Origin of the sequence: Rhodococcus sp. NPDC057135 (genome assembly GCF_042670865.1) — a bacterium.
GTDB lineage: Bacteria > Actinomycetota > Actinomycetes > Mycobacteriales > Mycobacteriaceae > Rhodococcus_F.
In genome coordinates this window covers 214117-226428 of the sequence record NZ_JBHUUU010000005.1, presented here as the reverse complement: position 1 = coordinate 226428, position 12312 = coordinate 214117, and the positions used below count along the sequence as shown (strand labels likewise).

General features: G+C 63.6%; 12 protein-coding genes. 4 read left to right on the top strand and 8 right to left on the bottom strand.

The genetic code is table 11. The features are described from left to right. Positions 1 to 120: 120 nt before the first annotated feature. The 5 genes from ACFT1A_RS11815 to ACFT1A_RS11795 all read right to left on the bottom strand — a co-directional run bounded on the left by ACFT1A_RS11815 (position 121) and on the right by ACFT1A_RS11795 (position 3160). Positions 121 to 222, bottom strand: coding sequence for a 30S ribosomal protein bS22 (locus ACFT1A_RS11815; RefSeq protein ID WP_003402602.1), 102 nt, complete (start codon positions 220 to 222; stop codon positions 121 to 123). Positions 223 to 466: 244 nt separating this feature from the next. Then, on the bottom strand, positions 467 to 703 hold the full coding sequence (locus tag ACFT1A_RS11810; RefSeq protein WP_003941845.1) for a helix-turn-helix domain-containing protein: 237 nt from the start codon (positions 701 to 703) through the stop codon (positions 467 to 469). Positions 704 to 829: 126 nt separating this feature from the next. After that, the gene (gene proC, locus ACFT1A_RS11805) at positions 830 to 1645 is read right to left on the bottom strand and encodes a pyrroline-5-carboxylate reductase (RefSeq protein ID WP_378447127.1); all 816 of its coding nucleotides are present in this window, start codon (positions 1643 to 1645) and stop codon (positions 830 to 832) included. A gap of 34 nt (positions 1646 to 1679) precedes the next feature. Further along, entirely contained in the window at positions 1680 to 2525 is an 846-nt protein-coding gene (locus ACFT1A_RS11800; protein ID WP_378447126.1) for a thioesterase family protein, read from the bottom strand. Continuing rightward, the gene (locus ACFT1A_RS11795) at positions 2522 to 3160 is read right to left on the bottom strand and encodes a MerR family transcriptional regulator (protein ID WP_378447271.1); all 639 of its coding nucleotides are present in this window, start codon (positions 3158 to 3160) and stop codon (positions 2522 to 2524) included. Before ACFT1A_RS11795 ends, ACFT1A_RS11800 begins: the two co-directional genes overlap by 4 nt. A 151-nt stretch (positions 3161 to 3311) precedes the next feature. Here ACFT1A_RS11795 and ACFT1A_RS11790 point away from each other — a divergent pair, with 151 nt between their 5' ends. The 4 genes from ACFT1A_RS11790 (at position 3312) to ACFT1A_RS11775 (ending at position 9327) form a co-directional block, all read left to right on the top strand. Continuing rightward, complete coding sequence (locus tag ACFT1A_RS11790) at positions 3312 to 3935, top strand: TetR/AcrR family transcriptional regulator (protein WP_214882357.1); 624 nt, start codon at positions 3312 to 3314, stop codon at positions 3933 to 3935. Positions 3936 to 4090: 155 nt separating this feature from the next. After that, complete coding sequence (locus tag ACFT1A_RS11785) at positions 4091 to 5557, top strand: wax ester/triacylglycerol synthase domain-containing protein (protein ID WP_378447125.1); 1467 nt, start codon at positions 4091 to 4093, stop codon at positions 5555 to 5557. A gap of 3 nt (positions 5558 to 5560) precedes the next feature. After that, the gene (locus ACFT1A_RS11780) at positions 5561 to 7897 is read left to right on the top strand and encodes a glycerol-3-phosphate 1-O-acyltransferase (protein ID WP_378447124.1); all 2337 of its coding nucleotides are present in this window, start codon (positions 5561 to 5563) and stop codon (positions 7895 to 7897) included. Then, positions 7894 to 9327: an HAD-IB family hydrolase gene (locus tag ACFT1A_RS11775; RefSeq protein WP_378447123.1), complete on the top strand. Its 1434-nt coding sequence runs from the start codon at positions 7894 to 7896 to the stop codon at positions 9325 to 9327. The genes ACFT1A_RS11780 and ACFT1A_RS11775 overlap by 4 nt, the downstream gene beginning before the upstream one ends. Here ACFT1A_RS11775 and ACFT1A_RS11770 read toward each other — a convergent pair. From ACFT1A_RS11770 to ACFT1A_RS11760, 3 genes are read right to left on the bottom strand one after another with little or no spacing between them, the layout of a single operon-like run. Next, on the bottom strand, positions 9307 to 10191 hold the full coding sequence (locus tag ACFT1A_RS11770) for a sugar phosphate isomerase/epimerase family protein (RefSeq protein WP_378447122.1): 885 nt from the start codon (positions 10189 to 10191) through the stop codon (positions 9307 to 9309). The two genes, ACFT1A_RS11775 and ACFT1A_RS11770, sit on opposite strands and share 21 nt — an antisense overlap. Positions 10192 to 10198: 7 nt before the next feature. Beyond that, positions 10199 to 11299 carry a hypothetical protein gene (locus ACFT1A_RS11765; protein ID WP_378447121.1) on the bottom strand — a complete coding sequence of 367 codons (1101 nt, stop codon included), beginning with the start codon at positions 11297 to 11299 and terminating at the stop codon, positions 10199 to 10201. Continuing rightward, a complete protein-coding gene (locus ACFT1A_RS11760; protein ID WP_003941975.1) occupies positions 11299 to 12249 on the bottom strand; it encodes a Ppx/GppA phosphatase family protein in 951 nt (316 codons plus the stop codon). Before ACFT1A_RS11760 ends, ACFT1A_RS11765 begins: the two co-directional genes overlap by 1 nt. Between the last annotated feature and the right edge of the window lie 63 nt (positions 12250 to 12312).

Sequence of the window (12312 nt, the reverse complement as noted above, 5' to 3'; positions counted from 1 at the left end):
ACAAACCGCCCAGACAATGAGACGGCCGACACATCTCTCCCCGGAGGTACGTCGCCCCTCCCCTGACATACATCGATGCCCGCCACCCCGGAAGGGGCGGCGGGCATCAACAGGTATTGCTTATTTACCGAGTTTCCTGCGCTGTACTCGGGTACGACGAAGCAGCTTGCGGTGCTTCTTCTTCGACATGCGCTTGCGACGCTTCTTGATCACTGAACCCATAGCGGGTGTCCCTCACGTTCTTCTCTAGCGTTCCTGCGCACGCCGGTCACGTACGCCTGCGCCAAGCAATTGGCGCCTGGCCCTCGTTTTAACTAGCTCAGCGCCTTACGACACCAGCTTGCTGGTACGACAGTGACTCATCGTACCGGTGTGGACTCACTCGGCATAAACCGAGCCTCCGGCACAGCAACCGCTGTGCCCGCGACTCGGCTCACGCCGAGGTCATCCTCTTCGAACCGGCTGGTCAGCCGGCGTCGAAGTACGAGGTTTCGAGGTAATCGTGCACTGCCTTCGCATGTACACGGAACGAACGGCCCACTCGTACAGCGGGCAATTCGCCACTGTGTACCAACCGGTACACAGTCATTTTCGACACCCTCATCAAAGTTGCTACCTCAGCAACAGTGAGGAATTGCGTGCCGGCCACTGCCGGCTTTCCGTCGTGGGACGAACCCATGGACGGCTTGTTTGCAGACACCATTAATCCACATACCTCCAGCACGACTCGCGCCGCCGGCTTCCCCTCCGGCGGAACAGACACGTACGTACTAAGTCGAGCTTAGCTGTACTGGTGGGGTTAAAGCGACGGGTGTGGCTAAACGGACGACTATTCCGCAGCTGCACCCATCGCGGCCGAGCGCGACTTGGCGGCATCCAAGGCATCGAAGAACGCCGTCCGCAGGCCGCCCGCTTCGAGCTGACGCAGTGCTGCAGCCGTCGTTCCGCCCGGTGACGTCACCGCGGCGCGAAGATCCGTTGCGCTGTCGCCGGTGCGATCGAGCATCGCTGCCGAACCGACCATCGTCTGCACCACCAATTCGGTAGCGACCGGGCGCGTCAGGCCGAGACCGACTCCCGCGTCGATCATCGCTTCGGCAACCAAGAAGAAGTAGGCCGGCCCGGAACCCGAGACAGCCGTGACCGCGTCGATCTGCGATTCGGGAACTGTGACTACCTTGCCGACGCTGCCGAGGATGCCGCGTACAAGCTCGAGATGCTCGGCCTTGACGTGGCGTCCGGGTGACAGAACGCTCACGCCCTCCCCCACCAACATGGGGGTGTTCGGCATGACGCGGACGACCGGGAACCCTGCCGGCAGACGCGTTTCGAAGAACCCGGTGGGGATTCCCGCCGCGAGAGAAACGATCAACTGCTCGAGGTCACCGTCCAGATCGACCTTCGTCAACGCGGTGAGCGCTGATTCGACGTCGCTGGGCTTGACCGCGATGACGATGACGTCTGCACCCTCCGCAGCATCGGCGACCGTGCTGACGCGGATGGAGTATTCGGCAATCAATTCGTCTGCGCGAGGCTGATACTGCTCGGCGACAACCAGATCCTTGATGGCGTGGCCGGCCTGCAACAGCCCGGAGATCAGCGCCTCGCCGATCTTGCCGCCACCGATAATCGCAATTCTTGTCATGGCGAACAGCCTGCCACGACCGCACCGATCGACCCTAGCGGGGCATCATCGCCAGCTGACGGCTCTGTACGACAACCGCTCCCGCCGAATCGAGAACTGCATGGTCCTCTTCGAACCACGTGCTGCCCAGAACATCCGAACTTGCTCGCACACGAAGCCATCCCGGTGTCGGCAATCGGCGCAGGTACGTCGTCAACTGCACTGTCGGCGCCCACCCGAACAAGCCGCGGTTCATCGTCACCGGCGCGCTGATGTCACCTGCCATGATGGCGAACAGCACAGCAGTGTCGAGATCGTTCTCGTCCTCGGGCCGGGGGCGGACCCACATCCTGACCTCGGCCTCGCCTTGGCTGCCGGTCAGGAAGTGCGCCGAGGTGGTGTCGATTCGCATGTCGCAGCCCTGCCCGACGTGCACGACCTGAGCCATCGGATGATCACCGATGACGGCCACCGCACTCTCCGGCGGTTCCGGTGACATGTCGTCGATCGACGAGGCCGTCACGAAAGTGGGGTCGCCGTCATCGGGGAATCCGAGCGTGACCGCCGCGCGCACAGCGCTGCGACCGGCCTGGCTCAATTCGACGTCGAACAACGCGACCTGCCGTCCCTGCTTGCGGACCGTCACTTCCAAGTCGACTTCACCCGGATCTGGGGCGGAGAGATAGTTGGCGCTCACCGCGAGTGGCTGCATCTTCAGAAGCGAGTCGTTCTCACCTGCGCCGTCTCGCAGACATTGACGCGCGGCAGCAGCACACACGGCCATCATGGAGCCGCCGTGCACCTTCGGCCCGATGGTCCAGATCGGGTCGATCGTTGCGGTGTACCGCCCGTCGCCGAGCGAGGTGAGGCGATTGAGATCTTGAAAGGGGCTGGTGCTCATCGATTTTCCTGTTCAGTGCTTTCTCGGTGTTGCGGGAAATGTCGTGCGGCCAAGTCTTGGTGCGCCAAGCGTCGCAAAGCTGTCAGGACGGGTTCGTACATGGCGGTTCCGAGGACCGCATAGCGAATGCCGTCCTCGGTCGAACTGGTAGGCATCAGCTCGATTTCCACTTCGGCAATTCCTCGGATGTGCTCGCCGTAGGCGCGCAATCGCTCGTCCGAGAGGCTCAGTCCGGCATCCTCGAGGCCGATCAGTGCCCGCTCGAGGTGCGCGACCGCCACGTACCTCGGCTCGAAGACCTGACCGAGAAACTCCAGAACCTTGCGAGCTCTTGGGAACTCTGGATCCGGTTCAGGTTCGACGTAGGGCGGTAGTTGTGCGATCGCGCGGCCGAAAGTCTCGAATTCGGATCGCTCGTCACTGTCCACCAATTCGAGCACCGCGCGAATCCGTGGAATCGCGAGTCCCGCCCCGGCCAGGGCCCTGATCAACGCGAGTCGCCGGACGTGCTGTTCGCCGTACCTCGCTCCCGTTGCGCTGGTCGGCTCACCCGGCATCAGCAGACCCTCACGGAGGTAGTACTTGATCGTGGCCAGTGCGACGCCGGACTGCGCGGCCAGTTCGGAAACCTTCACCGCTCCTCCGTCCGTCGTCTCGCCGAGTGTCACTGGATAGTGATGCTATCCAATGGTGGCCGAGCATCGGTAAGGAGGACACGCCTTGCGCTAGGGTTGAACCTTCTTTGCGCACACCACCAGAAATTTCCGAACGGAGCGAACAGGCGGAATGACGGATTTGCAGTCGGAGGCTCAGCCCGACGAACAGTGGCGCATCGTCGAACCACTGGCGCTGACTCCCCTGCTCACCGCCGCACTCGAGGTGTTCCACGAACTCGGTTACCACGGAGCGTCGGTTCGTGACATAGCCAAACGCGCCGGCGTCACCGTGCCGACGCTGTATTACCACCACGGCAACAAACAAGGCATCCTCGTCGCACTGATGGAACCGGGAATCGAGAACGTCACCGCGCGCGCGAGCGCTGCCGTCGACGCTGCCGGGCCGTCGCCGACGGCACAGTTCGGCAATCTCATCGAGGCCTGCGTCCTTCACATGACCAGTCGATCCGACATCGCTTTCCTCGATTCCGAACTCCGATACCTCGAGGACGCGGAACGAAAGAGCTACGCGGCCAAGCGAAAGAAGCTCGAGAACCTACTCGTCGACGTGCTGACTGCAGGCGTCGAGAGCGGTGAGTTCACGGTCCCGGACATCACGGGCACCGGCCGCGCACTGCTTGGCATGTGCCAGTCCGTCGTGCTCTGGTATCGACTCGACGGACCGCAGACTCCACGCGAAGTCAGTGTCCTCTACCGCGAAATAGCCCTGAAAGCCGTCGGAGTTACTTCGTGACGTCCGAACTTCCCGCCATGTCCGATTAGCCCTTAACTGACGAACGTCACACCTCCCGGCTGACACCGAAACCGGGACGCGCCTGCGGTCGCGGGTCCACACTTAGAAGCAGAGATGCGCGGGGTGGATCCGCAGACCGAGGGAGTTCTTGACGTATGGCCAACAGCAATCCATTTGTTCCTCCTAGCGCGGTCGACGTCGACCTCTCTGCGGTCGCCTGGGGGGCGAACCGCACGATGTCCGACTTCGAGACTGGAATGTGGCGAATGGAAGAGGCGCAGCCGCAACTGCGCTCACCGATCGTCGCGGTAGAGGTCCTCGATCGCGCCCCGGACTGGGACCGTCTGCTCGACGCAGTCGAGTGGGCATCGCACGTGGTTCCGCGCATTCGTATGCGAGCGGTGGAACCGGCGATGCAGTTGGGTAATCCGGTGTGGTCCGTTGATCCGGAGTTCGACATCGGCTATCACCTACGACGGGTTCGCTTGCCTGCACCCGCGGATTTCGATCACGCGCTGCGCATGTGTCGCCACCTGGCCACCGAACCTTTCGACAAGGCTCGGCCGCCGTGGAGCGCGCTGCTCATCGAAGGTCTCGACGACGGTCGCGCCGTGTTCGTGGTCAAGACTCACCACTCCATCACCGACGGCATGGGCGGCATCCAGATGATGACGCTCCTGCACAGCAGGCGCCCGGATCCCACCCCGAACAAGCCCGACCGCACGCCGCCGGCTCCTGAGCACCTGTCGTCGGTAGGCGCCTTCGGCGAGGAGGTCGTCAGCGAGATCCGGCGGGCGCCCTCGCGTATCGCCAAGCTGGTCCGCGGCGCCACCAATGTTGCGACCACGGCGATCTCGAGTCCGATCACGACGGCTTCCGAGGTCCTCGGTTACGCCAATTCACTCCGCAAGATCGTCACTCCCCCAGCTCGTTCCGGTTCCCCTCTGCTCCACGATCGTGGTCTCGGACGGTGGTTCGGAACTCTCGAGGTGGGTGTTCCCGAGCTCAAGGCCGGGGCGAAAGCTGCCGGCGGTTCACTCAACGACGCGTACGTCGCTGCCCTGCTCGGCGGCTTCCGTCGCTACCACGAAGCCTTCGGACAATCCGTCGACAGCATTCCGATGGGTATGCCGATCAGTATGCGTACCGGCGCGGATGCGAACGGCGGCAACCGGTTTGCAGCAGTTCGCTTCAACGGTCCGGTCGCCGAGACCGATCCGGCCAAACGCATCAGGCAGGTACGAGAAATCGTCCTGGGTCTGCGTGAGGAACCAGCGTTGGATGCTCTCGACGTCGCTGCCCCGATCCTCGCCCGCCTGCCGAATTATCTGCTCGCGAACTGGTATCTGTCCCAGTCGACTGGACTGGATCTGCAGGCGAGCAATGTCGCCGGCGTACCGGTACCGGTGTATCTCGCCGGCGCGAAGATCGAGCGGATGTTCCCGTTCGGCCCGGCTCCCGGCTGCGCGGCGATGGCAACGCTGGTCTCCCACGTCGGAGTGTGCTGTATCGGAATCAATCTCGACACCGCTGCGATCACGAAACCCGCCTTGCTGATGCAGTGCCTGCAGGAGAGCCTGGACGAGATCGTGGCCCTCGGAGTTCCAACGGAAGGTGCGTGAGTCATGAGTGAAAACACGACCAACCCGCGCGTGTACCTCACCGAAACCATGACAGAGGCCGAAGCCGGCGTGCTGCGAAAGTGGCTTGCCGACAAGGCAACCGCATCCGAAACACGGCCGGTCACCGTCAACATCACCGACAAGACCCTGGCCGAACTGGCGGCGCGGACCGACGACCCGATGCTCGCGCCGCTTCGCGTGGTGTGGATCCCGGACACCCATACCAAACACAACGTCGCGGTGCGGGTGCGCGATGCACTGGCACCACGCGACCCCCTCCACCCCGGACGCGGCGCGCAGCGCAGAACCCTGCGCACCGACCCGTCGCGGTGCCAGGTCATCGAAGGTGAACCCGCGCCACTGAGCGATCTCGAGCGTCGACTCGAAAAGAGCGGTGGCGGTTCGCTACCCGAGTTCATCCGTCGTCAGGCCGCGCTGGCGCTCGAGCGCGCCGAGTTGGGCCTACTGGGTGGCCAGTACAAGGTGTCGCGGTTCGTCGTCGACGAGATCACCGACACCCGCCGGTTCGCCACCGAGGTCATGGCTTTGGCCGACCGGCTGAACATCGCCGTCGCCGACGTCGATCGCCGTGCGCGCGAAGCTCTCGAAGAAATGGTTGCCACCCAGAGTCGCCAAGCCATCGCGGTGTGGGATCGCCTGGGCCGCTACTTCGCTCGCGCCTACAAGCTCGACGTGGACACGAGCCGCTTCGAGGAACTCCGTGAGCTGAACAAGGAACACTCACTGGTCTTCCTCCCCAGTCACCGTTCGTATCTCGATCCCCTCGTCCTGCGTCCGGCGTTGATCGCGAACGGCTTGCCGCTCAATCACGTCATGGGCGGACTCAACATCAGCTTCTGGCCCATGGGCTCGATCCTCAAGCGCAGCGGCACCGTCTTCATTCGTCGAAGCATCGGCAACGACGAGGTCTACAAGTGGTCGATGCACGAGTACATGCGCTACCTACTGACCAAGCGCTTCAATCTGGAGTGGTACATCGAGGGTGGACGCGGTCGCACCGGGAAACTACGCCCGCCGCGCTTCGGTCTCCTGACCTACCTGACCAAGGCCTTTCAGGTCAGCGGCGCATCCGACGTGTACCTCGTCCCGGTCGCGCTGAGCTACGACCAACTCTACGAAGTCGGGGCCATGGCTGCCGAGGCGCTCGGCGCCGAGAAGACACCGGAAGGCCTGCGCTGGATGGTGGGTTACGTACGCGCACAGGGCAAGCGCAACGGGGTCGCGCACGTGACCATCGGCAGGCCGCTCTCACTCGCGGATGCACTCAGCCAGGAAACCGACCAGCGTCTCGCCATTCAAAAGGCCGGAATCGAGGTGTGTCACCGAATCAACGAGGTCACGCCGGTGACCGTGTCTTCACTGGCAATGTTGGCGTTCCTCGGAATCGAAGACCGGGCGTTGACCGTTCGCGAACTCACGGCGATCCTCACGCCGCTGTTCGGGTACATCACCGCGCGCAACCTTCCGATCGCCGGCGACGTCGAACTGTCCGATCCGCGTGTCATCGAGAAGGCGTTGCAGACACACGTCGATTCCGGTGTGCTCGAGCGCTTCGATCGCGGCGGCGAGCAGGTCTTCTACCTCGGCAAGGACCAGCATCTTGTCGCTGCCTTCTACCGCAACAACACTATTCACTTTCTTGTCGTGCGTGCCATCACCGAACTCGTACTCCAGGCAGCCGTCGAAGAGCGGTTCGAGGATCCCATCGGGGACGGGTGGGCAGAGGCCAAGCGCATCCGAGATTTGTTGAAATTCGAGTTCTTCTTCAGCGACCGGGACACGTTCGAGCAGGAGATGCGGACCGAGCTGACGTTGATCGACCCCGAGTGGGAAACCGTCATGGCCGACGACAAACGAACCGAGCACATGATCGAGACGGTTCGCCCGTACCTCGCGCACCGCGTGCTCCAACCGTTCCTCGAGGCGTACCAGGTTGTCGCCGATCAGCTTGTGCTCGCGCCGATTTCGACGTCGTTCGACGAGAAGTCGTTCATCAGCAACTGTATCGACGTCGCACATCAGCGTCGACTGCGGCAGCAGATCGCCAGCAACGAATCCGTCTCCGGCGAATTGTTCGCCACCGCACTGAATTTGGCGCGCAACCGTAACTTGATCGAAGTCGACGACGACGGAGTCCGGGCACGGCGCCTGGCATTCGCTGCCGAGATCAAGGTTCAGGTCGAGCGCCTGCGTCACCTTCGCGCACTCGCGCATGCGCGACTCGATCAGGTGGCGATGCCGGTACCGGACGCCGCTGCAGTAGTGACCATTCCAGAAGCAAACCGAGCGCCCGCCGCGAACGAGGAAGTAGGACTGTGACCGGACTCGAGCGTCTGCACTCCGCCATCGAAGCCGCCCCGCCCGGGCCCGGAACGATTGCCGCCTTCGACCTCGACGGCACCTTGATCAGCGGGTACTCGGCCAGTGTCGTGTACCGAGACCGCCTGCGACGCTTGGACATCAGCGTCGGCGAATTGTTGCGCACCACCGGTGCCGCGATCGACACGCAGTTCCGCGGCGCTGATGTCGGAGCACTGATGGACATCGGCGTTCGCGCCCTGGGCGGCCGGACCGTCGAGGAACTGAACGACTGGGGCCGACGGTTGTTCAAGCAGGAGATCGCCGCGATGATCTACCCGGAAGCACGCGGGCTTCTGGCAGCGCACCGGCGCGCCGGCCACACCATCGTGATGGCCACGTCGGCGACTCCGTTCCAGGCCAAATACGTCGCCGAAGATCTCGACATCGAAGACGTGCTGTGCACCGAACCCGAAGTCGTCGACGGAATGCTGACCGGCGAACTGTCCTCACCCGCTTTGTGGGGTCCGGCCAAAGCCAATGCCCTTGCGGGATATGCCGAGAAGATGGGCGCCGACTTGAAGAACGCGTTTGCGTACTCCAACGGCGTCGAAGATGTGTTCATGCTCGAGGCCGTCGGGCGACCTGTCGCACTGAATCCCGATCGTGGTCTGGCCAAGATCGCGTTGCGCAATCACTGGCCCTCGGTCAACCTGCGTAAACCGCAACGCGGCGCAACGCCGATCTCCACGATCCGAACGGCAACGGCGATGGGCGCGCTGGCGGCAACCGCCGCCCTCGGCGCGTCGGCGGGCATCGTCACCGGCAATCGTCAGCTGGGCGCGAACCTCGTCGGTACCTACGGTCCCGACATCTCGCTCTCACTGCTCGGCATCGACGTGGAGATCGACGGCGAGCACAACGTGTGGGATCACCGCCCGGCGGTGTTCATGTTCAATCATCAGAGTTCCCTGGACATGTTGGTCCTCGGCACCGTCATCAAGCGTGACGTGACCGGTGTCGCGAAGAAGGAAGCGGCAAGCGATCCGCGGTTCATGCCCGTCGGCGCCCTGCTCGACGTCGCCTACATCGACCGCACCGACACCACCAAAGCGAAGGCCGCATTGCAACCGGCGGTCGACAAGCTGAAGAACGGCGTCTCGATAGTCATCGCTCCGGAGGGCACCCGTTCTCCGACGCCACGCCTGGGCCCGTTCAAGAAAGGTGGATTCCACTTGGCGATCCAGGCCGGTGTGCCGATCGTGCCCGTGGTGATTCACAACGCGGGCGAAAGAATGTGGCGTAATTCGCTTGTCGCCCATCCGGGCCCGGTCTACGTCTCGGTGCTCGATCCCATCTCGACCGAAGGCTGGGAGACCAAGGACCTCGACGCGCACGTCGAGAAGGTACGTGCGCAGTTCGAAGCTGCGCTACTTGCCGGCCACCGCTGAACGTGCCAGGTGCTCGCGTGCAAACGCGAGCGCCTGCGCCAGCATCGACGACCGCTCCCGCCTGGTACGGGCGTTCTGAGTGTTGATCTCGATGACGGCCTGGCCGCTGAATTCGCTCGCGGCCAACTGCTGACACAACTCCGCGCACGGCTGTGAACCATGCCCGGGGATCAAGTGCTCGTCCATCGACGCCCCGCGACCGTCGGCCAGGTGCAGATGCTCGAGTCCCCTACCCATCCGGGAGGCCAACTCCAAGGCATCCATGCCCGCCGTCGCGGTGTGCGACAGATCGAGTGTGTAGTGAGCGTGATCGGAATCGGTCGGGTCGTACGACGGGCTGAATGCCGACAGCGCCGCGCCCGGACCGCCACGTTTGCGTAGACGCTCCGCAGACTTGTCTTTACCGCCGAAGAAGCTGTCCGCGCGCATGGGGAACATGTTCTCCACCGCCACGACGACGCTGCTCTTCGATTCGAGGTCGACAACCTGTTCGGCGAAGCCTTCGGCGTACTTGCGCTGCCACCGGAACGGTGGGTGGACGACCACCGTCGTCGCACCCAAGGTTTCGGCGGTGCGAACCGAACGCTCGAGTTTCTCGACCGGATCGGAACCCCACACGCGCTGCGAAATCAGCAGACACGGCGCATGCACAGCCTGCACCGGGATCGCATATTTGCGAACGAGGGCAGCAACAGCACCGACGTCCTGGCTGACGGATTCGGCCCACACCATCAGTTCGACACCGTCGTATCCGAGATCGGCGGCGTAACGAAATGCTGCTTCCGTGTTCTCCGGATACACCGAAGCCGTCGACAAGCCGACGGCTATCGGCCGACGAATTCTGCGCTGCGATCCCCCGATCATCGTCCGATCAACCCGAAGTCAACAAGAACGCCAATGGACCGAGCGTGACGATCATGCCGACGACCACCGCGATCACAAAACTCGTGATGTCGTCCGTCTTGCGCAGAACCCGCACGACGGCCACCAGGCCGACGATCACGATCAGCGCGAGCACCAACGCCACCCACGGCAGCATGTCCCACAGCTTCTCGAAGCCCTTGAACATCGCGCCGCCGACGATCAGTGCGACGACGACCTGACCGGCAAGCACTGCCCATTCACGGATCGAGTTACGTTCGCCGGCCTCTTCCGCGGCCGGTTCGGCTTCGACATCGGTCTCGGGCTCAGCGACGGCAGCGGACTTTTTTGCACTGTCGGTGACTGCCGGCGCCTTGACCAGATCGACCACTGCGGTCGATTCGGCCTCGGTGGAATCCGCGTCTGCGATCTTGTCGATCAGTTCGGTGCTGTCGTCCGGAGCGGCCGGAGCAGGTGTCTTGGCGACGGGAGTGGGGACACGCGGCGGCAGGATCGGCGGACGCAACGACGGTGACTGAGTTGCGGCACGTTCCTGACGCATCAGGTCGCCTGCCAGGGTCTGACCCGACAGCAGTGCCGGTTCCTGCGTTACCTGCGTCGGCGACGAGGAGTTGAGCGGTGCCCGGCTCACCCACTGTCCTGGCGAGGACTTCGAGGTCTGTCCTGGCGAAGGTGTGGAAGTCGGCTTCGGAGTGGTCGGCGGCGCGGCAACCGGCTTCGACTCGGCCTTGGGTGCCTGCGGCTCGTCGTCGTCATCGTCGTCGTCGAACGAGACGGCGAAGGCGGCAGTGCGGTCGGCGGGAACCTTCGGTGCCGGCGCGGTGGGCTTCGCGGTTTCCGCAACAGCCTCGGCCGGTGCAGCAGTTTCAGGCGCTGCGGTTGCCGGCTCGGACGCTGCTGGTTCGGCCGACTCGGGCTCGGCTGCCGCGCGCGATCCCGACTGGCGAACGATCGGGATCTCACCCGTCAGTTCGGCGACGGAGATGCCACCGGCTACGCCGCGCCGGCGTCGTCCACCTCGGGATTCGACGCTCTGACCGTTCCGCTTGAGCAGTTCCGCTACGGAAATCTGCTGACTGTCCTCGGTCATCAAGCACTCACCACCAATTCACCGCCCATTTCTGTGTCGAGCTTTCGCAGAATCAGACCCTCACGCAGTGCCCAGGGACAAATTTCCAGTTCGTCCACTCCGAGCGCCCGCATGGTTGCCTCTGCGATGAGCGCGCCGGCCACAATCTGCTGTGACCGATCCGAGCTCACTCCTTCCAATTCTGCACGGTCCGCTGCCGTCATCCTGGATATGAAGGCTATGAGTTGCCTGAGTCCGCTGGAAGTCAGGGTCCGTTTGGCCCGGGGGCCTGCGGCAGAAGGGGCCGCGCCGGTGAGCCGAGCCAGCGATCGGAAGGTCTTCGACGTCCCGACCGTGCGGTCCCAGTCGCCGGCGGCGCGCAGTTCCTTGGCTGGTCCGACCAGCTCCGCGTCCAGCCAGTCGCGCAGGACAGCGACCCGGCGCTTGCCCGGCGGATCGGCCTGGAGCCAGTCGCGCGTCAACCGTCCCGCACCGAGTTGCAGTGAGAAGGCGACGTCCGGATCCTCGTCACCACCTGCGGTGAGTTCGAGCGAGCCGCCGCCGATGTCCAGGTTCAGGATGCGTCCGGCGCTCCAGCCGTACCAGCGACGCACTGCCAGAAAGGTCAAACGGGCTTCGTCGACCCCGGAGAGAACCTCGAGATTGACTCCGGTCTCCGCGCGAACGCGGGCGAGCACGGCTTCGGAATTGTTGGCGTCACGGACGGCGGAAGTGGCAAAAGCCATCATTTCCTCGCATCCGGACGTCTTGGCGATACCGGCGAATTCGGAGACCGTCGAGACCAACCGATCGGCTCCTGACGTGGTGATATCGCCGCGGTCGTCGGTGTTCTCTGCCAGCCTCAACGTGGACTTGGTCGAGCTCATGGGTGTTGGGTGGCCGCCCCGATGGGCGTCCACAACCAATAGATGGACGGTATTGCTTCCGACGTCGAGTACCCCTAGTCGCACATCGCCACGTTACTGGGTCTACGGTCGGCCCTTGTGACAGCAGGTAACCCAGACCGGTCCCAC

Coding starts and splice junctions, on each gene's coding strand:
- ACFT1A_RS11815 (WP_003402602.1), bottom strand. CDS start 222: ATGGGTTCAGTGATCAAGAAGCGTCGCAAGCGCATGTCGAAGAAGAAG.
- ACFT1A_RS11770 (WP_378447122.1), bottom strand. CDS start 10,191: ATGATCGGGGGATCGCAGCGCAGAATTCGTCGGCCGATAGCCGTCGGC.
- ACFT1A_RS11780 (WP_378447124.1), top strand. CDS start 5,561: ATGAGTGAAAACACGACCAACCCGCGCGTGTACCTCACCGAAACCATG.
- ACFT1A_RS11785 (WP_378447125.1), top strand. CDS start 4,091: ATGGCCAACAGCAATCCATTTGTTCCTCCTAGCGCGGTCGACGTCGAC.
- proC (WP_378447127.1), bottom strand. CDS start 1,645: ATGACAAGAATTGCGATTATCGGTGGCGGCAAGATCGGCGAGGCGCTG.
- ACFT1A_RS11800 (WP_378447126.1), bottom strand. CDS start 2,525: ATGAGCACCAGCCCCTTTCAAGATCTCAATCGCCTCACCTCGCTCGGC.
- ACFT1A_RS11810 (WP_003941845.1), bottom strand. CDS start 703: ATGGTGTCTGCAAACAAGCCGTCCATGGGTTCGTCCCACGACGGAAAG.
- ACFT1A_RS11790 (WP_214882357.1), top strand. CDS start 3,312: ATGACGGATTTGCAGTCGGAGGCTCAGCCCGACGAACAGTGGCGCATC.
- ACFT1A_RS11765 (WP_378447121.1), bottom strand. CDS start 11,299: ATGACCGAGGACAGTCAGCAGATTTCCGTAGCGGAACTGCTCAAGCGG.